The organism is Bradyrhizobium sp. LTSP885, assembly GCF_000938305.1.
Classification (GTDB): domain Bacteria; phylum Pseudomonadota; class Alphaproteobacteria; order Rhizobiales; family Xanthobacteraceae; genus Bradyrhizobium.
This window is the reverse complement of sequence record NZ_JYMT01000042.1, coordinates 832,811-852,405: the sequence shown is the minus strand read 5'-3', so window position 1 is coordinate 852,405 and position 19,595 is coordinate 832,811. Positions and strand designations below refer to the sequence as shown.

Annotated in this window: 19 protein-coding genes; 7 read left to right on the top strand and 12 right to left on the bottom strand. The window is 64.9% G+C overall.

Annotation, left to right across the window (positions count from 1 at the left end; genetic code table 11):
- The gene (locus UP09_RS33025) at positions 1-594 is read right to left on the bottom strand and encodes a polysaccharide biosynthesis/export family protein (RefSeq protein ID WP_044542473.1); all 594 of its coding nucleotides are present in this window, start codon (positions 592-594) and stop codon (positions 1-3) included.
- Between the two features lie 186 nt (positions 595-780).
- Between UP09_RS33025 and UP09_RS33020 the strand changes: the two genes are divergently transcribed.
- On the top strand, positions 781-3,138 hold the full coding sequence (locus tag UP09_RS33020) for a GumC family protein (protein ID WP_044542472.1): 2,358 nt from the start codon (positions 781-783) through the stop codon (positions 3,136-3,138).
- Between the two features lie 16 nt (positions 3,139-3,154).
- Here UP09_RS33020 and UP09_RS33015 read toward each other — a convergent pair whose 3' ends face one another.
- Complete coding sequence (locus UP09_RS33015; RefSeq protein ID WP_052833280.1) at positions 3,155-4,492, bottom strand: MFS transporter; 1,338 nt, start codon at positions 4,490-4,492, stop codon at positions 3,155-3,157.
- A gap of 324 nt (positions 4,493-4,816) precedes the next feature.
- Positions 4,817-6,010, bottom strand: coding sequence for a GNAT family N-acetyltransferase (locus UP09_RS33010; RefSeq protein ID WP_044542471.1), 1,194 nt, complete (start codon positions 6,008-6,010; stop codon positions 4,817-4,819).
- A gap of 175 nt (positions 6,011-6,185) precedes the next feature.
- On the opposite strand from UP09_RS33010, the gene UP09_RS33005 reads away from it, so the two are divergent.
- Positions 6,186-7,202 (top strand): polysaccharide deacetylase family protein, encoded by a 1,017-nt coding sequence (locus tag UP09_RS33005; protein ID WP_044542470.1) that lies wholly within the window; start codon positions 6,186-6,188, stop codon positions 7,200-7,202.
- A gap of 110 nt (positions 7,203-7,312) precedes the next feature.
- Positions 7,313-8,515, top strand: a complete 1,203-nt coding sequence (locus UP09_RS33000) for a potassium channel family protein (RefSeq protein ID WP_245302314.1) — start codon at positions 7,313-7,315, stop codon at positions 8,513-8,515.
- A 9-nt stretch (positions 8,516-8,524) separates the two neighbouring features.
- On the opposite strand, the gene UP09_RS32995 is transcribed toward UP09_RS33000, so the two are convergent.
- Positions 8,525-8,740 (bottom strand): DUF2842 domain-containing protein, encoded by a 216-nt coding sequence (locus UP09_RS32995; protein ID WP_044542469.1) that lies wholly within the window; start codon positions 8,738-8,740, stop codon positions 8,525-8,527.
- Between the two features lie 102 nt (positions 8,741-8,842).
- On the opposite strand from UP09_RS32995, the gene UP09_RS32990 reads away from it, so the two are divergent.
- Positions 8,843-9,919, top strand: coding sequence for a COX15/CtaA family protein (locus UP09_RS32990; protein WP_502689103.1), 1,077 nt, complete (start codon positions 8,843-8,845; stop codon positions 9,917-9,919).
- A gap of 4 nt (positions 9,920-9,923) precedes the next feature.
- Here the strand turns inward: UP09_RS32990 and nadC are convergent, their stop codons facing one another.
- The 8 genes from nadC to UP09_RS32950 all read right to left on the bottom strand — a co-directional run bounded on the left by nadC (position 9,924) and on the right by UP09_RS32950 (position 17,780).
- Positions 9,924-10,775: a carboxylating nicotinate-nucleotide diphosphorylase gene (nadC, locus tag UP09_RS32985; RefSeq protein WP_044542467.1), complete on the bottom strand. Its 852-nt coding sequence runs from the start codon at positions 10,773-10,775 to the stop codon at positions 9,924-9,926.
- A complete protein-coding gene (locus tag UP09_RS32980) occupies positions 10,772-12,322 on the bottom strand; it encodes an L-aspartate oxidase (protein WP_044542466.1) in 1,551 nt (516 codons plus the stop codon). Before UP09_RS32980 ends, nadC begins: the two co-directional genes overlap by 4 nt.
- On the bottom strand, positions 12,319-13,305 hold the full coding sequence (nadA, locus tag UP09_RS32975) for a quinolinate synthase NadA (RefSeq protein WP_044542465.1): 987 nt from the start codon (positions 13,303-13,305) through the stop codon (positions 12,319-12,321). The genes UP09_RS32980 and nadA overlap by 4 nt, the downstream gene beginning before the upstream one ends.
- A 54-nt stretch (positions 13,306-13,359) precedes the next feature.
- Positions 13,360-14,316, bottom strand: coding sequence for an NUDIX hydrolase (locus tag UP09_RS32970; RefSeq protein WP_044542464.1), 957 nt, complete (start codon positions 14,314-14,316; stop codon positions 13,360-13,362).
- 14 nt (positions 14,317-14,330) lie between these two features.
- Positions 14,331-14,723 (bottom strand): hypothetical protein, encoded by a 393-nt coding sequence (locus tag UP09_RS32965; protein ID WP_044542463.1) that lies wholly within the window; start codon positions 14,721-14,723, stop codon positions 14,331-14,333.
- A gap of 130 nt (positions 14,724-14,853) precedes the next feature.
- A complete protein-coding gene (locus UP09_RS32960) occupies positions 14,854-16,134 on the bottom strand; it encodes an O-acetylhomoserine aminocarboxypropyltransferase (RefSeq protein WP_044542462.1) in 1,281 nt (426 codons plus the stop codon).
- Between the two features lie 129 nt (positions 16,135-16,263).
- On the bottom strand, positions 16,264-16,848 hold the full coding sequence (locus UP09_RS32955; RefSeq protein WP_044542461.1) for a CoA-binding protein: 585 nt from the start codon (positions 16,846-16,848) through the stop codon (positions 16,264-16,266).
- A gap of 107 nt (positions 16,849-16,955) precedes the next feature.
- Complete coding sequence (locus tag UP09_RS32950) at positions 16,956-17,780, bottom strand: enoyl-CoA hydratase (RefSeq protein ID WP_044542460.1); 825 nt, start codon at positions 17,778-17,780, stop codon at positions 16,956-16,958.
- 70 nt (positions 17,781-17,850) lie between these two features.
- Here UP09_RS32950 and UP09_RS32945 point away from each other — a divergent pair, with 70 nt between their 5' ends.
- The 3 genes from UP09_RS32945 (at position 17,851) to rpsI (ending at position 19,374) form a co-directional block, all read left to right on the top strand.
- The gene (locus UP09_RS32945; RefSeq protein WP_044542459.1) at positions 17,851-18,279 is read left to right on the top strand and encodes a PaaI family thioesterase; all 429 of its coding nucleotides are present in this window, start codon (positions 17,851-17,853) and stop codon (positions 18,277-18,279) included.
- A gap of 153 nt (positions 18,280-18,432) precedes the next feature.
- A complete protein-coding gene (gene rplM, locus UP09_RS32940) occupies positions 18,433-18,897 on the top strand; it encodes a 50S ribosomal protein L13 (RefSeq protein ID WP_044542458.1) in 465 nt (154 codons plus the stop codon).
- Positions 18,898-19,374: a 30S ribosomal protein S9 gene (rpsI, locus tag UP09_RS32935; protein ID WP_044542457.1), complete on the top strand. Its 477-nt coding sequence runs from the start codon at positions 18,898-18,900 to the stop codon at positions 19,372-19,374.
- The last annotated feature ends 221 nt before the right edge of the window (positions 19,375-19,595 follow it).

The window sequence follows — 19,595 nt, the reverse complement described above, 5'->3', positions numbered from 1 at the left end:
TCAGAACCAGCGTTCGCTGACGAACACGGTGTCACCCGGGCCGATCGGCGTCCCCGGCGGAACGATAAAGCGGCCCGAACCGGACGCATCGGTGTGGGTGACGGTGACAGCATCGCGCTTGGCGCGCGGCGAGAATCCGCCGGCGATCGCCACTGCGCTCTCCACCGTCATGTTGGGCACGTAAGGGTATTGGCCGGGGGCTGCGACTTCACCGAGGATGAAGAAGGGGCGGTAGGCGTCGATCTCAACTGCGACCGAGGGCTCGCGGATGTAGCCGTTGCGCAGCCGCGCGGCGATCTCGCCGGCGAGCCCGGCCGGCGTGCGGCCGCGTGCCGGCACCGACCCGATCAGCGGCATGGTGATCGAACCGGCGGCATCGATCGCATAGGTGTTGGTGAGGCCTTCCTGGCCGTAGACCACGACGCGTAGCCTGTCGCCGGCGTCGAGATGATAGCCGCTGTCGATACGCACTGGTACGGGCTCGGCATAGCCAATCGGGGCCGGCGCGACGGCGACCGGACCGGTCGTGCTCATGCAGCCCGACAGCGCGAGCGCAGCAATCAGACAAACAATGGGGGCGCGCAGCTCGCGCATCGCTAAGGAATCCCGCAGAAAATATCCGTCCCGATTAACGGTGCTCATGGTTAACAAATAATGACCGTGGACGTGGCGGGCCTGCGCGTTTTGCCTTGGCCTGGCGGCCGATTAACCCAGCGGCAACCTTAATGGAGTGTAATCGCCCAGGTTGAGGTGGAGTCGCGGCGTCCGCGGGAGTGTGTGATGCGGTTTGCGTTTTGGCGTAAAGGCAAGGAAGAGACCGTCGTGCAACGGGCGTTGCCGAAGCCAGCGCCCGTTGCCCTCGAGGCTCCCGCCAAGCCGGTTTCCGTCAAGCCTGTCGGGACATCGGAGGCGGGCGATCTCGATCTGCATGCGCTTGGCAAGGCGCTGGGGCGCAAGCGCGGCTGGATCGTCGTTCCAACGGTGCTCGCCCTTACGCTGTCGCTGGTCGCCGTCAATCTGGTCACGCCGCGCTACAAGTCCGAAGCGCGTATCCTGATCGATGGCCGCGAGAACTCCTTCCTGCGGCCGAACGGCGAGCAGAACCAGGAACGCACCGCGCTCGACGCGGAGGCGGTGACCAGTCAGGTACAGCTGTTGCTGTCGCGCGATCTTGCGCGCGAGATCATCAAGAAGAACAAGCTCGCGGAGCGCCCGGAGTTCGATCCGGTGCTGCAAGGCTTCTCGCCGCTGAAGTCGCTGCTGGCACTGTTCGGCATCGGCCGTGACCCATTCAGCCTGACCCCGGAAGAGCGGGTGCTCGATGCCTATTACGAGCGCTTCAGCGCCTATGCGGTCGACAAGTCCCGCGTCATGGTGATTGAGTTTCAGTCCCAGGATCCCGATCTGGCCGCGCGCGTCGCCAACTCGATCGCCGACGGTTATCTTGTGCTGCAGCAGTCGGCGCGGCAGGACCAGGCGAAATCCGCCAGCACCTGGCTCTCGGGCGAGATCGACGGTCTGCGCAAGAAGGTCTCGGATTCCGAATCGCGCGCCGACGATTTCCGCTCGAAATCGAGCCTGTTCGTCGGCACCAACAACACCACGCTGTCCAACCAGCAGATGGGCGAGCTGAACACGCAGCTCAACAATGCCCGCGCGCAGAAGGCGGATACCGAGACCAAGGCGCGCCTGATCCGCGAAATGATCCAGGGCAACAAGCCGATCGAGGCGTCGGAGGTGCTCAATTCCGAGCTGATCCGCAGGCTGTCCGAGCAGCGCGTGACGCTGCGCGCGCAGCTTGCCGAGCAGTCCTCGACGCTGCTCGACAACCATCCGCGCATCAAGGAACTGAAGGCGCAGCTCGCGGATCTCGATCGGCAGTTGCGCGAAGAGGCGAGCAAGGTGTCGCGCTCGCTGGACAATGATGCCCGTGTCGCCGGCGGCCGGGTCGAGGCGCTGTCCACGAGCCTCGACCAGGTGAAGAAGCAGGCGACATCGACCAACGGCCAGGACGTGCAACTCCGCGCGCTCGAGCGTGAGGCCAAGGCGCAGCGCGACCTGCTGGAATCCTATCTCGCCAAGTACCGCGAGGCGACCGCCCGCGAGAATATCGACGGCGCGCCGACCGACGGCCGCATCATCTCGCGCGCCACGGTATCCAATACGCCGGCCTATCCGAAGAAGCTGCCGATCGTGCTGATCGCGACGCTGGCGACGCTGCTGCTGTCGTCCGGCATCATCATCACCGGCGAGCTGCTGCGCGTGTCGACGCCGGCTGCGGTCGCCCGCGCGTTCGCGCCGGTCGCGGCAACGGTCAGGCGCCGCGAGACGGTCATGGAGACTGTGGTCGAGGATCAGCCGGAGCTGTCGCTAGCACCCGAACTGCCGCAACCCCAACGGCCTCTCGAGCCCCAACTGTCGCCGGAGCCCCAGCTTTCTTCAGAGCCCAAATTTTCTTCAGAACCCAAATTTTCTTCAGAACCTATGGCCGCGCCCGAACGCGCGACCAGCGAGCCGCCACCGTCGCGTGCCGCGTCGGCCGGCGAAATCGACGACGTCGCGACGCGTCTGGTCGAAGCCGGTGCCGCCGCGCACAAGGTCACGATCCTCGGCACGGCTTCCGGCGAGAGCGTCACGCTGACCGCGCTCACGCTCGCCCGCCTGATCGCCCGTCAGGCCAAGGTCGTGCTGGTCGATCTCGTCGCATCTTCGCCGACGATGCTGGCCGCCTCGGTCGATCCGGCGTCGCCGGGGCTTGCCGAGCTGATGCAGGGCGAGGCGACGTTTGCGCAGATCATCACCAAGGACCGGCAGTCCCGCGTTCAGCTGGTCAGCGCCGGCCGTCCGGGCTTCGACCGCACGCAGCTGCAGTCGCCCCGGCTGACGCTTGCGATCGATGCGTTGCTCAGGGTTTACGACCACGTTCTGCTCGACGCCGGCTCGGCCGTCGATCTGCCCGCCGACCTCTTGACCAAGCAGGCGCAGGCCATCGTCGTGCCCGACGCCGCGATGGCGCAGGATGCACGCCGGCTGATGGTCGACCAGCTCAGGGCGGTCGGGTTCTCCGAGGTGACGATGCTGAGCAAGCCGTGTCAGCCGTCGGAGGTCGCCGTGCCGCCACGGGTGGTGGCGGCCTGACGGGCTCGTTCAAGGTTTAATGCGCCAATACGGGTTCGCGGGCGCTCCGCTCGAGCACCGGCTCGATCCGCAGCCTGATCGCGATCACGGCGCCGACCAGTCCCACCGCCGCGAGCAACAATAGCCCCGCGGTAAATCCGCCCGTGAGATCCTTCAGGTATCCCATCGCGAAGGGGCCGGCGAAGCCCGACAGATTGCCGAGCGAGTTGATGGCGGCAATTCCTGCGGCCGCCGAGGCACCGGTCAGCATACCCGCCGGCATCGGCCAGAACATCGGAGGCACCGCCGAGACGCCGATCTGCGCCAGGCAGAGCAGGGCGATGACCATGACCGGGTTCGACACCAGTCCGGCCAACCCGATCCCGACAGCCGCAAGCACCAGAGCTCCGGCGACATGAAGCTTCCTCTCACCGGTCTGGTCGGAATGACGGCCGAGCAGCACCATGCCGATCGCGCCGAACACGAAGGGGAGTGCCGCGATCAGTCCAGTCTGAGTGTCCGTGACGCCAAACGCCTTGATGATGGTCGGCAGGAAGAACGCGACGCCGTAACTGGCGGCATTGAGGCAGAAGTAGACGGCGGCGCAGGCCAGAATTCGCGGGTCGGTCAGCGACTGTAGAACCGAAATATGCTCATTCTGTACCGTTCGCTGCCGCTCGAATTCGAGGGTGTTCTGAATCCAGCTGATCTCGTCCGGCTGCAGCCAGGTCGCCTGACGCGGGAAGTCCGGCAGGAACATCAGGACGGCGAAGCCGACCAGGACTGACGGCAACGCTTCGCAGACGAACAGCCACTGCCAGCCTTGCAAGCCCATCCCCGACAGGTTGAGCAGCAGTCCCGATATCGGCGAGCCGACGATGCTCGAGATCGGTATCGCGAGCATGAACAGGCTGATGACGCGGGCGCGGTACACCGAGGGAAACCAGAGGGTCAGATAGAAGATGATGCCGGGAAAGAAGCCGGCTTCGCAGGCGCCGAGCAGCAGGCGCAGGAAGTAGAAGATCCACGTGCTCGAGATTCCGCTTGCCGCAGACATCGATGGAATGAATGCAAATGCCGCGGATACGATGCCCCAGCTGATCATGATGCGGGCGATCCAGCGCCGCGCGCCAAATCGTTCCAGCAGGATGTTGGAGGGCACTTCGAAGAAGAAGTAGCCGATGAAGAACAGACCGGCGCCGAGCCCGAACGCTGCCTCGCTCAAGCCGAGCGAGGTGTTCATGTGCAGCTTGGCGAAGCCGACATTGACGCGATCGAGATAGGCCACGAAGTAACACAGGATCAGGAACGGGATCAGCCGCCGCATGATCTTGCCGATGGCGCGCTTTTCGACGGTATCGGTCATCGTTCCCATCCCCTTGAGTTTTTGGTTTGGCTCGCGGTGAGGCTGCGGCCGCATTTTGCTTGTGCTTGCAAGCTACGCGTTCCTCGGTGGGTAGTCGACAGGCGTGCGATCAATGGCAGTTGGGAACGCAGCCACGGTGCAACCGTCATGATGCAGCGCGGCATGAATGTTGGAACCTGGCGGGGCAGGATGGCGAAAAGCCGTGGCCATGTCTGTCAAACTGCCCAGCCCAAGGCGTGCCGAACGGCCGATCGACGTCGATCGGCTCGTCCTAAGGCTCAACGCTCAATGAGGGCGTTCGGCAGATCGTCGCGTGAGCCGAAATGCCAAGCTTCAGCGGAACATGCTGCGCAGGTTCTGCGCGATCTCGAGCAGGGCCGCGTTGTGCTTGACCGAGCGCTTGGCGCGATTGAAGCCCGACAGCGCGCCCGCCGCCAGTTTTCCGCGCAGGCTGAGCGGAATGAAGCTGTCGAAGATCGCTTCGTCATCCTTGCAGAACAGCCGCTTGTACTCGTCCGAGCCGATGCCGAGGTCGAAGCCGCGGTAATCCTCGCCGGCATGGCGATCGATCATGTCGCGCATCAGGATCAGGCCCGGGCTGAATTTCGAATTGGCCGACATCGTGTAGGTGTTGAACATCATCGAGAACCGATGACCGTCAGCGACACCGGCGAAGATCGCGATCACCTCATCGTCGCATTCCAGCGCATGGATGTCGATCGCATGGCGATCGCCGTCAGCGAGCGGCGTCAGGCAGGCGGCGCGAATGAATTGCTCGATGCCGGGCTCGGCGAACACGTCCGGCAGCTTCTGCTCGGCCATCCGCAGTGGCTTGACACGGAAGAACCAGTCGAGCAGGCGGCTGATATCGGCGCTCTCGGTTGCAATGTGATAGCGGTAGCCGGGCAGCGCCTGCAGCTTGCGTGCCTTGCCCTTCAGCCGGCTGCGGAACGAATTGCTGATCAGCGCCGTGGGCGCCGCACCCGCTTCCATCACGAGCAGCGGGCAATCGTTGACGGAGGGCTGGTGCGGCAGCAGCGCCAGCGGGTTCGGCAGGTCCTGCCAGCGCAGCGGTTGCTGATGCAGCGCCAGTGCATCGACGCGGGATCGCTCCGCGATCGAAGTGATCAGCGCGGTCATATCAGCTTCGGTCGCGTTGGCGGCGAAGTCCTTGTCGCACAACGGCATGTTGAAGGTCGCATGCTTGCCGCCCATGAAACTCGCGCACCGCGCGCCCAGGCGCCGTTCGATGGCGAGCGGCAGCAGCATCAGCGGCCGGCGTTCGGCGTCATGGGCGACGACGACGAACGGGCGCAGGCCCTCGCGCTCGCCGACCTGCCGTTGCCAGGCGGCGAGGAAGTCAAAGCGCTGATAGGGAGTGAAGGATTGCCGCGACGTCTCGAAGTCGCGCCAGATCGGCTCAGCAGCAGTGAGATCATGGAAAACGTCGACGCCGGCGATGCGGCTTGCTGTCGACCACGCCCGTGAATCCGTCCTCTGGCCCTCGACCGCAGCAGCCATCGTCATCCCGGAACCCGTTCTTAAACCCGTTCTTGGCAGGTATTTATTTACAGTTCTGGGGCGGGACCTTCGCAGGGAAATGTCAACAAAGAGTAATAACAATACGGCGGCCGGCGCGCGGGAGCCGCCGGACGGGGGCGGGACCTTGGCGTCGGAAAATGGGCTTTTGCGGCGGGCGCAGATGGAGCTCGCCTATTTCAGCGGGGCCTTCCGGCTGAGGGAGCGCGAGGCCGGCGGCGCCGGGGTGATCCTGCGCTTCGAACGGGTCCGGCCAGCCAGGACCGCCCGGTTCCAGCCGCTCAAGTCCCGGGAGATCACGCCAGAATTCCTCCATCGCACGATCCACGCGCTGAAGCGCTGGAACTACGACATCGTCGGGATCGACGAGGCGTGTCGGCGCGCCGTGACGTTGCCCGAGCGGCGGCGCTTTGCCTGCCTGACTTTCGATGGCGGCACCAAGGATTTCATCAGACATGCCTATCCCGTGCTGGCCGGGCACGGCGTTCCCTTCACTCTGTACCTGCCGACCGCCTTTCCCGACGGCGTCGGTGAGGCCTGGTGGCTGGCGCTCAAGGACGTCATCGCACGGGAGGCCCGCATCAGCCTGATGATCGAGGGCAGGGAGCAGCACTTTCTGGTCCCGAAGGCGTCCGACAAATACGAGCTGTTCGACGTTCTGTTTAGCTGGATGCGCAAGCTGGCGCCGCCGGACCTGTCGTTTGCGATCAACGATCTCGCCAAACGCTATTCGGTCGACCTCGCGCAATTGTCGCGCGGGATGTCGCTGGATTGGGAGGATCTGGCGAAGCTGGCCGCGGATCCGAAGGTGACGTTCGGCTGCGCCACCGTGAACTATCCGGCGCTGTCGAACCTCAGGGAGTCAGACGCGCGGCGCGAAATGGCGATGGGGAAGGCGGTGGCGGAGACTGCGTTCCGGCGCGACGTCAGGCATTTCGCCTTTCCCTTCGGCGACCGTGAGTCGTTTCGTCGCCAACACGTGGTGATGGCGGAGGAGGCCGGCTTTGCCAGTGCCGTGTCGTCGTTGCCTGGAATCGTCGAGGCGCAGGGACGCACCAATCTTTACGCGTTGCCGCGCATTTCCTGGGACGGGCGGGTGCGCTCGTTGCGGATGATGCGGGTGCTGCTGTCGGGCGTCATGTTCGCGCCGGTGCAGCCGACGCGCACTGCGCGGGACTGAGTCCCGATCTATCGTGCGGTGCTATTCTCGACCAGCCAACATATAAAAAAAATAGCTGGGCACATTTTGTGCATCGTTTTCGCCATGGGGCGGAACGGGGCGGAAGTGCAATGACCGAGGAGGGCCGGCCGACGACGGGTTCGGACGCCGTCCCGCGCGTGGCGTCGTTCCACCACCCGGCCAGCCCCGGCCCGGATCGTGCGAGCCGCGCGGCCCGGCCGAGGCCGCGCCAGATCCGCCGCGTGCACAACCCACGCATGGCCGGGCTATTCGACTCGCCGGTGCGCAACATCATCGCGGTCATCGCCTACACGCTTCTGGTGATGGCGATCGCCACCGGCGCCTACATGCGCGTTGGCTGGAGCTTTCGCGACGCCATCTACATGGTGGTCGTGACCGTCTACACCGTCGGTTACAACGAAGTGCGGCCGATCAACACGCCGGCGCTCAACGTCATCACCATCGGCCTGATCGTGTTCGGCTGCACCGGGATCATCTTCCTCACCGGCGCGCTGGTGCAACTGATCACCCAAAGCCAGATCAACCGAACCATAGGTCTGAAGCGCATGAACTCGCAAATCGACGACCTCAAGGACCACGTCATCGTCTGCGGTTTCGGGCGGCTCGGTGCCGTACTGGCGCGCTCGCTGCGGGCCTCCAGCGCCGGCTTCGTGCTGATCGAGGAGGGCGAGGCGCGCGCGGCGGAGGCCCGTGCGCAGGGCTACCTCTGCATCCACGGTGACGCCTCGTCCGAGACGGTGCTGCAGGCCGCCGGCGTGATGCGGGCCGCGGCGCTCGCCACCGTGCTCTCCAACGACGCGGTCAACGTCTTCATCACGCTGAGCGCGCGGGCACTCAACCAGAACCTGTCAATCGTGGCACGCGGCGAACGCGCCTCCACCGAGAGCAAACTGCTGCAGGCCGGCGCCGACAAGGTGGTGTTGCCGACCCAGATCGGCGCGGAGCGCATTGCCGAGGTGATCCTGCACGAGGAATCGGCGCGCTTCATCGAGGGGCTGGAGCGTTCGCAGGGCTTTCAGCGCACGCTGCACAATTTCGGCATCGAGCTGGAAATGGTCACCGCCGCGCCGCAGAGTGCCGCGGTGCGGATGACGGTTGCGGCGCTGGAGCGCCAGGCCAAGGGCGCGTTCTTCATCGTCCAGATCAACCGCCCCGACGGCGACGTGTTTACCGCGCCGCCGGACACCACCATCATCAACGAGGGCGACGGCGTCGTTCTGATCGGCCGACCCAACCGCGCGGCGCTCTTGACCTCGCTTTTCGAGTCGCGGGTGCGCGGTACGCGCGGGTGACGGCGGCGATCAGTTTGGGGCGCGGTCGGGCCGCAACATCCAGGATATGATCGGCATTGCCGGCAGTACCCAGCCGAGCCCGGCGACAACGTAGAAGATCGCCTGCAGCAGTCCAGAATTGGCGAGCCATGGCGTCTGCGCAATCGTCATGCCGAACAGCGACCACACCACGACCAGGATGAGGAGGGCGATGGTTCCGAGCAGTTTGCGGGTACGTATGGTCATGGCGGATGTGTGTAACTCGTGATCTCGGTGGTGCTTGCGCGGTCGGCGCGGCGGACTATAAGGGTCCCGAAAATCCAATCAAGTCAGGGCGAAATGGCCGGTATGTCCGCAAAGCCACCGCAGCTCCGCGCCGTCAGGATATGGCTGTTCTCGGTCGCGGCGCTGATCGCGTTGATGGTGCTGGTCGGCGGCGCCACGCGGCTGACCGAGTCGGGCCTCTCGATCGTCGAATGGAAGCCGGTCAGCGGCTCGCTGCCGCCGCTGACGGACGCGCAATGGACGCAGGCGTTCGAGGGCTACAAGACCATTCCGCAATATCGCGAGCTCAACGCCGGGATGACGCTTCCGGAGTTCAAGACGATCTTCTGGTGGGAGTGGAGCCACCGGCTGCTCGGCCGGGTGATTGGCGCCGCCTATCTGCTGCCGTTCCTGTATTTCCTGTGGCGTGGCGCGGTGAGGGGCGAATTGAAGCGGCGGCTGTGGCTGATCTTCGGGCTCGGCGCGCTGCAGGGCGCCGTCGGCTGGTGGATGGTCGCATCAGGCCTGTCGCAGCGCGTCGAGGTGTCGCAGTATCGGCTCGCGACCCATCTGGTGCTGGCGCTGCTGATCTTCGCCGCCATCGTCTGGACGCTGCGCCGGCTGACGGAGCGCGCGCCCGCGATCGCTTCTATCAGGTTGAGGATCACCAGCGCCGTGCTGCTCGTGCTCACCTTCGTGCAGCTCTATTTCGGCGCGCTGGTCGCAGGCCTGCGTGCGGGCAGGGTCTACAATACCTGGCCCGAAATCGACGGCGCGTTGGTTCCGTCGGCCGACCGTCTCTGGTTCGAGACGCCGTGGTGGCGCAATCTGTTTGACAACACGCTGACCGTCCAGTTCGAGCATCGCATGACCGCCTATCTGCTGTTCGCGCTCGCAATCGCGCATGCCATCGACGCTGTCCGGTCGCGCGCAGGAGGCGGCGTGATCGCGGGCGCCTGGTGGCTGGTCGCCGCCATCACGGTGCAGGCGACGCTCGGCATCCTGACGCTGCTGCATCAGGTGCCGATCGATCTGGCGTTGACGCACCAGGCGGTGGCCATCGTCGTGCTGACGTTCGCGGTGCTGCAGGTGGAGCGGCTCGGTGCGCGCCGGACCGAGCGGGAACAGCCGAAGCTCGTTCCCGTCGGCCAGCCCGGCTGATCCGCTACGACAGGTAATCCAGCCCGATATCGAGCGCGGCCGAGCTGTGCGTCACCCAGCCGACCGAGATCAGGTCGACGCCGGTCGCAGCAATCGCTGCCGCGGTCGCTGCGGTGATCCGGCCGGAGGCCTCGGTGATCGCCTTGCCGCGCGCCATCTCGACCGCCTGCGTGAGCTGCTCGGTCGTCATATTGTCGAGCAGGACGGCGTCGACGCCAAGCGTCAGCACCTCTTCGAGCTGCGACAATGTATCGACCTCGACCTCGATCTTCACAAGATGGCCGGTGTTCGCCTTGGCCCGCTCGACCGCCGTGCGGATGCCGCCGGCGAGTGCGATGTGGTTGTCCTTGATCAGCACCGCATCGTCGAGCCCGAAGCGGTGATTGCCGCCGCCGCCGGCGCGAACCGCATACTTTTCGAGCGCGCGCAATCCCGGTATGGTCTTGCGGGTGCAGACGATCTGCGCGCGCGTACCTTTGACGGCCTTGACGAGGGTCGCGGTCGCCGTCGCGACGCCGCTGAGATGGCAGAGAAAATTGAGCGCGGTGCGCTCCGCGGTCAGCAGGCTGCGCGCCGGGCCATCGATGATCGCGATGACCTGGTCGGGCTCGACCGCGCTGCCGTCGGGGCGTTCGGCGCGAAGCTCGATTGCCGGCGACACCATCTGAAAGGCAGAGCACGCGACGTCGAGCCCGGCGACAATGCCGGGCTGACGCGCCCGCATCACCAAGCGGGCCTGCTGGTTGGCAGGCACGATCGCGTCGGCGGTGATATCACCGGCGCGGCCGAGATCCTCGCGGAGCGCAGTCTGCACGATCGGCTCATAGATTAGCGGCAGCAGGGGATTGAGGGTCATGATTTGGCACTCCTGACGGATGGCGCGGATTCGACGATGTCGCGCGCGGCAGCGAGCGCGTCGGTGCGGGTGAAGGATGACGGCACGGCCGACGGAGCGGTGTCCGGGAAATCGGTGCGGAAATGGCCGCCGCGGCTTTCCTCGCGCCTGACTGCGGCAACGGCGATCATCAGGCCGACCAATGCCGCATCGGATGTCGCACCCTGGCCGCGCGCGAGCGGATAGAGCCCGCGGATCGTACGTTCGATCCCGTCCCGATCGCGCAACACGCCGAGCCCCAGGGCGAGGATCGGACGCACATACGCGGGATCGGCAGCCGGCGGAATTGTCTCGGCGGGCGGCATCGCCGGCGTGCCCGCGCGCGTGCCGGCGACGCTTGCTGCGACCCATTGCGCGCAGACGATCGCCTCCATCAATGAATTGCTCGCCAGCCGGTTGGCGCCATGCAGCCCGGTGCGCGCCGCTTCGCCGCAGGCCCACAATCCCTGCACCGTGCTGCGTCCTTCGCCGTCCACGGCGATACCGCCCATGTGATAGTGGACCGCCGGCCGGATCGGGATCGGATCATGAGCGGGATCGATACCGGCCATCTTGCAGAACGCGCTGATCACGGGATAGCGCCGTGCGAAATCCGCGCCCGGATTCTTGCGCGCATCGAGGAAGGTGCGATGTCCGTCGGCGCGGTGGCGCCACACCGCGCGCGCAACGATGTCGCGGGCGGCGAGCTCGGCGCCAGGCTGATCCGCCATGAAGCGGTGTCCAGTCTCGTCGATCAACGTCGCACCGTCGCCGCGGATCGCCTCGGTCAGCAGCGGCATCGGCCGCGATGGCCCGTCGAACGCGGTCGGATGAAACTGGACGAATTCGAGATCAGAGAGTTTTGCGCCGGCATGTGCGGCGAGCGCGAGTCCCTGGCCGAAACATCCGCCCGGATTGGTGCTGTCGGCGAACAGTCCACCGATTCCGCCGGTCGCGATCACGACGCGGTTGCTGACGATTGTCAGCGCGCCGCGGTCGCTCGCCGCCAGCACGCCCCTGACTGCGTTGTCCTCGACCAGAAGCCTCCGCGCCTCGACGCCTTCAAGCAGGGTGATCGATGGCGTGCGCCGGACCTCGGCGATCAACGCGCGCATAATCTCGCGCCCGGTGCCGTCACCGGTGGCGTGCACGATGCGGTTGCGGCCATGCGCGGCCTCCAACCCGAGGCGCCAGCCGCCGTCGGGCCGGCGGTCGAAGGCGACGCCAAGCTTGGCGAGGCGCTCGACGGCGCCGGGCGCGCCATGGACGATCCGGCTTGCGGCGGCCTCATCACAAAGGCCTGCACCGGCCGCTATCGTGTCAGTGAGATGGAGGGTGGGCGCGTCGTCTGCGCCGACAGCAGCGGCAAGGCCGCCCTGCGCCCACATGCTGGAGGCCTCTGCGCCCAGCGGCGACTTCGACAGCAGCACGACCGGCTCAGGCGCGAGTGCGAGTGCGGTCATCAGCCCGGCGGCGCCGCCACCGATGATGACGGGATGGCCGATCAGATCGGACATATCAGTGCTCATATCGCCAGCATCCTTTCGACGGAACGTCGCGCGCGGTCGGCGATCGTGGGGTCGATCGTGACTTCGTGCTGATTGGTTTCCAGCGCGTGACGGATGTTCTTCAGCGTGATCCGCTTCATGTGCGGACAGAGATTGCAGGGGCGGACGAAGTCGATATCGGGATGCAGGGCGGCGATATTGTCGCTCATCGAGCATTCCGTCAGCAGCACGACGCGCGGCGGGCGTTTGGTCTCCACGAACGACTGCATTGCGGCGGTCGAGCCCGAATAGTCCGCTTCCGCCACGACCTCGGGCGGGCACTCCGGATGCGCTAGGATGGTGATCCCAGGATGATTCTCGCGGAGCTGGCGGACGTCGTCTGCGGTGAAGAGCTCATGCACCTCGCAATGGCCCTTCCAGGCGATGATTTTCGTCGTCGTCTGCTTGGCGATGTTCTGCGCCAGATATTCATCGGGCAGCATGATGACGCGCTCGACGCCGAGCGATTCCACGACCTTGAGCGCATTGCCCGAGGTGCAGCAAATGTCGGACTCGGCCTTCACCGCGGTCGACGTGTTGACATAGGCGATCACGGGCGCGTCCGGATAGCGCGCGCGCATCAGCTGCACGTCCTGCGCCGTGATGGAATCCGCAAGCGAGCAACCGGCCCTGAGATCGGGGATCAGCACGGTCTTGGCCGGATTCAACAGTTTGGCCGTCTCGGCCATGAAGTGCACGCCGGCGAGCACGATGACATCGGCATCGACCTTGGTGGCTTCGCGCGCCAGCAGCAGGCTGTCGCCGACGATGTCGGCAACGCCGTGGAAGATCTCCGGCGTCTGGTAATTATGCGCCAGCACCACCGCGTTGCGGCGGCGCTTCAGCGCGAGGATCGCGTCGACATCCTCGGCGAAGGTCGCCCATTCGAACGGCGGGATGACGCGTTTGACCCGCTCATAGAGCGGCGCGGTGCGGGCGAGCAGTGCGGTATCGAGGGAGGCCATTTATACTCTCCTTGAGCATAAGATGGCTTATACTTAGCCTGAGCATAAGGTCTGTCAAGTGCGCGAAAGCGGGAGCTTGGTGCCGATGACGGCTCGTTCGGCCAGCACGGCGTGGCGGAACCGGAACAGCTTGGCCGGCCGCCCGACGGTATCAGCGGCGATTGCGCCAGTTTCTTCAACGAGTTCCTGCTGCTCGATCAGGCGGCGGAAGTTCTGCTTGTGGACCAGCCGGCCTGCAAGCGCCTCAACACTGCGTTGCAGCTGCAGCAGGGTGAACTCGGCCGGCAGGAGCTCGAACACCACCGGACGGTATTTGATCTTGGCGCGCAGCCGCGCGATTCCAGTGGCGAGAATGCGGCGATGATCGGAGGTCATCGGCTTGCCCGGCACGATCGATGCCCCGCGGCCATTCTCCCGTCCGGCTTCCGGGATCAGCGCCGCCTCGTAGAGCAGCTCGTAGCGCTGCAGCACCAGTTCCTCGTTCCAGTCGCGGTCTTCAAGGCCGAAGGTGATGGAGCAGCGCTGCCATCGCTCGCGCTGCAGCGCTGGCGACGGCGCCGATTTCGCCCACGCCTTCAGCTTCGGCGCCAGCATTTTGGCGAGGAACGCCGGTGCGCCGGCGCGATGATCCTCCCAGGGGAAATAGTCGTACCAGCCGGTCCAATGCGCCTCAAAACCTTCGCCGACCCTGTCCTCCCGCGTGAGACCGAGATAGCTGATCGAGATGCTGTGCGGGGTCTTGGCGTTGCCGGACCGGCCGCGGTCGGCGAAGGTGTACAACTGCTCGACATAGCCGAGCGGGTGGCCGGTCTGTGCCTCGACCCAGGCCCGCAAGGCGGTCTGCAGCGAGCGGTGGGCGAACTCGAACGGGCCGCTCGGCAGCGCCGATCCGCCTGCGATGGTCATGATCTTCGGCGTGCCGTCGGTGACGGCGACCAGCACCGCGACGAGGTCGGCGGTCACAGCGTTCCCGGATGCGGAGGTGCCAGTTTTCTGCGGCGATCTTGCCACGCGATCGTCCCGCGCTAGCAGTAGCCGTAGATGCCGCAGGCGTAGGGTAGGCGATCCCAGTAATCCACATAGGCGCCGCCGTAGTAGGGGCCCCCGTAGCTGTAGGAATGGCGGTTGCCGTAATAGCCGGGCAGCGAGGACGATCCCGGCAACAGCGGTTCACCGGGCGCGATTACGACGACAGGCCTCGAGTTGAGCGGGATCACTTCCGGTTCGACGATCACGAGCTGGCGTCCGCGCCGCACATAGGTCGGCGGCGCAACCGTGGTGCGATAGCCGTAGTGCGCATGGGGCAGGCCGGGCGGAAGTTGCCGCGCGGCGCGTTTGGTCGCGACAATGCTATCGGCGGCGTCGGCGGGCGCTATCGCTGATAGCGTGACCGCGAGCGGCAATATCCAGCGCAGCATCAATGCTCTCCCGAATCATCTGGAGCCAATCAATGCCACTTTATGCCGGAATCGGCGTTAACGAGAGGCTTGCCGTTTCCCGCAAAGTCGCCGGAGCGGTGCTGGGCACCGCCCCGGAATTGGGAGACGATCAGGCGTTCAGGGCCTGGTCGAGGTCGGCGAACAGGTCTTCCTTGTCCTCGATGCCGATCGAGAGCCGCACCACGTCGGGCGCCGCGCCGGATTTCACCTTGGCGTCGTCGTCGAGCTGGCTGTGGGTAGTGGAGGCCGGGTGGATCACCAGCGATCGGGTGTCGCCGACATTGGCCAGATGCGAAAACAGCTTCAGGTTCGACACCAGATTGACGCCGGCCTCGTAGCCGCCCTTCAGGCTGAAGGTGAACACCGCGCCGGCGCCCTTCGGCGCATATTTGCGCTGCAGATTGTTGTACTTGTCGCCGGGCAGGCCCGCATAATTCACCGCCGAAACCTTGGCATGGCCGGAGAGGAATTCCGCCACCGCCTTGGCATTGTCGCAGTGCTTCTGCATGCGCAGCGGCAGCGTCTCGATGCCGGTCAGGATCATGAAGGCGTTGAACGGCGACAGCGCCGGGCCGAGGTCGCGCAGGCCGAGCACGCGGCAGGCGATCGCGAAGGCGAAATTGCCGAAGGTCTCCTGGAGCTTGATGCCGTGATATTCCGGCCGCGGCTCGCTCAGGACAGGATATTTGTTGTCCTTCGCCCAATCGAAGGTGCCGGCATCGACGATGATGCCGCCGAGCGAGTTGCCGTGACCGCCCAAAAACTTGGTCAGCGAGTGCACGACGATGTCGGCGCCGTGGTCGATCGGCTTGATCAGATAGGGCGAGGCCAGCGTGTTGTCGACGATCAGCGGCACGCCGGCCTTGCGTGCGACAGCTGCGATCGCTTCGATGTCGGTGATGCTGCCGGAGGGATTGGCGATCGACTCGATGAAGATCGCCTTGGTGTGCGGCGTCACCGCGCGCTCGAAGCTTGCGATGTCGTCGGGATCGGCCCAGGCCACGTTCCAGCCGAACGCCTTGAAGGCGTGGGTGAACTGGTTGATCGAGCCGCCATAGAGCTTGCGTGCCGCGATGATCTCGTCGCCGGGCCGCATCAGCTGCTGCAGCACCACGAGCTGCGCCGCGTGACCCGAGGCGACCGCGAGCGCCGCGGTGCCGCCTTCGAGCGCGGCGACGCGCTCCTCGAGCACCGCATTGGTCGGGTTGCCGATGCGGGTATAGATGTTGCCGAACGCCTGCAGGCCGAACAGCGAGGCGGCATGGTCGGCGTCGTTGAAGACGAATGACGTGGTCTGGTAGATCGGCGTCGCCCGCGCGCCGGTGGTGGGATCAGGCTGCGCGCCGGCGTGGACGGCGAGGGTGGAAAATCCCGGAACGCGATCGGTCATTCTTTGTGTCCTGTTGTGGCCTGGTCGAAAACGCCGGGCATGCTGATGGCGGCGATGTCTGCCGTCAAGGCAGGTTGGCGAGCGTGCTTCGCTATACCATTTGCACGCGACGATTATTCCGCTGATGCGTCAGGTCGTCTCTGTCCTGTTTTTTGCAGCGCGGTCGGAGGCCGCAGTCTGGCCGCCGCCAAAACTCGTGCGGTTGAGCGACAGCCGCATGCCCTGCGTCGGAACCGGTGCGCGCTTGGAACTCAGCGTGCGCGAGTTGACGCCCATCCAGGAGATCTCCGACGACAGCCGGCCATATTCGATCTTCGGGCAGCGGTTCATCACGACCTTGAGGCCCGCGGCTTCCGCCTTCTCGGCGGCGGCATCGTCGCGCGCGCCGAGTTGCATCCAGATCACCTTCGGCGGCGGCGACAATCTCAGCGCTTCTTCGACCACCGGCATGATGTGGCTCGAATTGCGGAAGATATCGATCATGTCGATCGGGCGGTCGATGTCGGCGAGCGAGGCCACGAACGGTTTGCCCATCAGCGCCTTGCCGACATGGCCGGGGTTGACCGGGATCATGTCATAGCCGCGCTGCGCCAGGTATTTGAACGCAAAATAGCTCGGCCGCACATTGACCGGCGAGGCACCGACCATCGCGATCGACTTCACGCCGTTGAGGATGCTGCGGATGTAATCGTCGTCGTAGGCGTCGTGGTTCATTTTTCTTCCGGTTTGTCATTCCGGGATGGTGCGTTAGCACCAGACCCGGAATCTCGAGATTCCAGGTTCTCGCTTCGCGAGCCCCGGAATGACGCCCAAAGGGGGCGTCACTTGTCCTGCCATTTCGGCTCGCGCTTTTCGATGAAGGCGCCGATGCCTTCTTCGGCGTCGCGCGCCATCATGTTCTCGGTCATGACCTCGGCGGCATAGCGATAGGCGTCCGCGAGGCTCATCTCGGCCTGGCGGTAGAACGCCTCCTTGCCGAGCTTGACGGTGTAGGCCGATTTCAGCGCGACCTGTTGCGCCAGCGCGATCGCGGCTTCGCGTTCGGTGCCTGCGGGCACCACGCGATTGATCAGCCCGATGCTTTGCGCGGTGGCAGCCGAGATCGGCTCGCCGGTGAGCAGCATCTCCATCGCCTGCTTGCGCGGCACGTTGCGCGAGAGTGCCACCATCGGCGTCGAGCAGAACAGGCCGATGTCAACGCCCGGCGTCGCGAACGTCGCGGTCTCGGAGGCGACAGCAAGATCGCAGCTTGCGACGAGCTGGCAGCCGGCCGCGGTGGCAATGCCCTGGACCGCAGCGACCACCGGCTTCGGCAGCTGCACGACAGCCTGCATCATCGTGCTGCACGCAGTCATGATCTCTGCGAAATAGGCACGGCCGCGATCGGGATCGGTGCGGCGCGCGGTCAACTCTTTCATGTCATGGCCGGCGGAGAAGGCAGGGCCATTGGCGGCGATCACGACGCCACGGATCGACTTGTCGCCAGCGATGTCCTTCAGCGCAGCGTGCAACTCGCCGATCAGCCCTTCAGACAGGCTGTTGCGCGCGGCGGGGCGATTGAGCGTCAGTACCGCAATACTGCCCACGGTCTCGCGCAGCAGGATCGGGGTTTGTGGCGCTGGCGCGCGGGCGGCTTGGGCGGACATGGTTAAATTCCACTAGGGTCTATATGACAACTTAATGTAACAGGCAGGCTGAAGCGAGGGCAGGGGCGGCATGGCAATTGCGAAAATGAGCGTGGCCGAACTGGAGGAGTTCCTGCGCAGGGAATTTCCGCAGGCGTTCGCCAGTGACGATATCAGGATCGAAAGTGCCGACGGCGAAACCTGTTTGCTGCGCCAGCGCTTCAACGAGCGCATGTTGCGGCCGGGCGGCACGGTATCTGGACCCACGTTGATGGGGCTGGCCGACTTCGCGATGTACGTGGTGCTGCTGTCGGCGATCGGCCCGATCGGCCTCGCCGTGACAACCAATCTCAACATCAATTTCCTGCGCAAGGGCCTGCCGGGGCAGGATGTGCTCGCGGTGGCGAAGCTGCTCAAGCTCGGCAAGCGGCTTGCGGTCGGTGAGGTCAACCTGTTATCCGGCACGTCGCCCGATCCGATTGCCCATGTCACGGCGACCTATTCCATTCCAAATACATGAGCTTTTTCACGGTATTATTGCACCATATTTGTAAGCCATTGAATTGGCTTGGCTAATTCTGAAGATGAAGCGTTGACGTGCGCGCGCGGCTTCTCTAGACATCCGCCCAGTTCGGCGCATACGGCGCCGATTTCTTTTTTCACGGATCCCAACATGAGCACGTTCTCGGCCAAGCCCGCCGATGTGACGAAGAAGTGGGTGCTGATCGACGCCAAGGGTCTGGTCGTCGGCCGTCTCGCCACTCTCGTCGCCATGCGTCTGCGCGGCAAACACCTGCCCACCTACACCCCGCATGTCGATTGCGGCGACAACGTCATCATCGTCAACGCCGCCCATGTGGTGCTGACCGGTCGCAAGCGCGAGCAGAAGGTGTACTACAAGCACACCGGCTTCATCGGTGGCATCAAGGAGCGCACCGCGAAGCAGATCCTCGAGGGTCGCTTCCCCGAGCGCGTCGTCGAAAAGGCGATCGAGCGCATGATCCCGCGCGGCCCGCTCGGCCGCATGCAGATGGGCAATCTGCGCGTCTATCCCGGCGCCGAGCATCCGCATGAAGCGCAGACCCCCGAGAAGGTCGATATCGCTTCCCTGAACCGCAAGAATACGAGGGCCGCATAAATGTCCGATACGTTGCAGTCCCTCGATCAGCTTTCGCAGGTCAAGCCGGTGGCTCCCGAAGCGCCGAAGTACGTCAAGAAGGTCGACAAGCTCAACCGCGCCTACGCCACCGGCAAGCGCAAGGACGCGGTCGCCCGCGTCTGGATCAAGCCGGGCGCCGGCAAGATCTCCGTCAACACCCGCGACGTCGAAATCTACTTCGCCCGTCCGGTGCTGCGCATGATGATCCAGCAGCCGCTGGTCGCAGCCGCGCGCAACGGCCAGTACGACGTGATCTGCACTGTCGCCGGCGGCGGTCTCTCCGGCCAGGCCGGTGCTGTCAGACACGGCATCTCGAAGGCGCTGACCGCCTTCGAACCTGAACTGCGCGGCGTGCTCAAGAAGGGCGGTTTCCTGACCCGCGACTCCCGCGTGGTCGAGCGCAAGAAGTACGGCAAGGCCAAGGCGCGCAAGTCGTTCCAGTTCTCGAAGCGCTAATTCGAGTCCTAAAATTCGCGGCAATTGCCGCAAACATCGATCGGAAGAGGGCGCTGCGAAGCGCCCTTTTTCTTTGGCGTTTAGAACTGAATTAACGCAGTTTTTCTTGAAAACTTGCGTATGCGTGCAAACGAAATTGGAACTCGGACCTTCTAGCCTGTGCATCAGCAGTAGCGCTGCATCATCATTTAAGAATTGCGCCTGCGGACGTTGCATCACAC

Excerpts from the sequence above, each read along its gene's own strand:
- UP09_RS32955 (WP_044542461.1), bottom strand. The coding sequence starts at position 16,848 with ATGAACCACGACGCCTACGACGACGATTACATCCGCAGCATCCTCAAC.
- UP09_RS32960 (WP_044542462.1), bottom strand. The coding sequence starts at position 16,134 with ATGACCGATCGCGTTCCGGGATTTTCCACCCTCGCCGTCCACGCCGGC.
- nadA (WP_044542465.1), bottom strand. The coding sequence starts at position 13,305 with ATGGCCTCCCTCGATACCGCACTGCTCGCCCGCACCGCGCCGCTCTAT.
- UP09_RS33005 (WP_044542470.1), top strand. The coding sequence starts at position 6,186 with ATGGAGCTCGCCTATTTCAGCGGGGCCTTCCGGCTGAGGGAGCGCGAG.
- UP09_RS33000 (WP_245302314.1), top strand. The coding sequence starts at position 7,313 with ATGACCGAGGAGGGCCGGCCGACGACGGGTTCGGACGCCGTCCCGCGC.
- UP09_RS32990 (WP_502689103.1), top strand. The coding sequence starts at position 8,843 with ATGTCCGCAAAGCCACCGCAGCTCCGCGCCGTCAGGATATGGCTGTTC.
- UP09_RS33020 (WP_044542472.1), top strand. The coding sequence starts at position 781 with ATGCGGTTTGCGTTTTGGCGTAAAGGCAAGGAAGAGACCGTCGTGCAA.
- rplM (WP_044542458.1), top strand. The coding sequence starts at position 18,433 with ATGAGCACGTTCTCGGCCAAGCCCGCCGATGTGACGAAGAAGTGGGTG.
- UP09_RS32995 (WP_044542469.1), bottom strand. The coding sequence starts at position 8,740 with ATGACCATACGTACCCGCAAACTGCTCGGAACCATCGCCCTCCTCATC.
- UP09_RS33010 (WP_044542471.1), bottom strand. The coding sequence starts at position 6,010 with ATGACGATGGCTGCTGCGGTCGAGGGCCAGAGGACGGATTCACGGGCG.
- UP09_RS32980 (WP_044542466.1), bottom strand. The coding sequence starts at position 12,322 with ATGAGCACTGATATGTCCGATCTGATCGGCCATCCCGTCATCATCGGT.
- rpsI (WP_044542457.1), top strand. The coding sequence starts at position 18,898 with ATGTCCGATACGTTGCAGTCCCTCGATCAGCTTTCGCAGGTCAAGCCG.
- nadC (WP_044542467.1), bottom strand. The coding sequence starts at position 10,775 with ATGACCCTCAATCCCCTGCTGCCGCTAATCTATGAGCCGATCGTGCAG.
- UP09_RS32945 (WP_044542459.1), top strand. The coding sequence starts at position 17,851 with ATGGCAATTGCGAAAATGAGCGTGGCCGAACTGGAGGAGTTCCTGCGC.
- UP09_RS32950 (WP_044542460.1), bottom strand. The coding sequence starts at position 17,780 with ATGTCCGCCCAAGCCGCCCGCGCGCCAGCGCCACAAACCCCGATCCTG.
- UP09_RS33025 (WP_044542473.1), bottom strand. The coding sequence starts at position 594 with ATGCGCGAGCTGCGCGCCCCCATTGTTTGTCTGATTGCTGCGCTCGCG.
- UP09_RS33015 (WP_052833280.1), bottom strand. The coding sequence starts at position 4,492 with ATGGGAACGATGACCGATACCGTCGAAAAGCGCGCCATCGGCAAGATC.
- UP09_RS32965 (WP_044542463.1), bottom strand. The coding sequence starts at position 14,723 with ATGCTGCGCTGGATATTGCCGCTCGCGGTCACGCTATCAGCGATAGCG.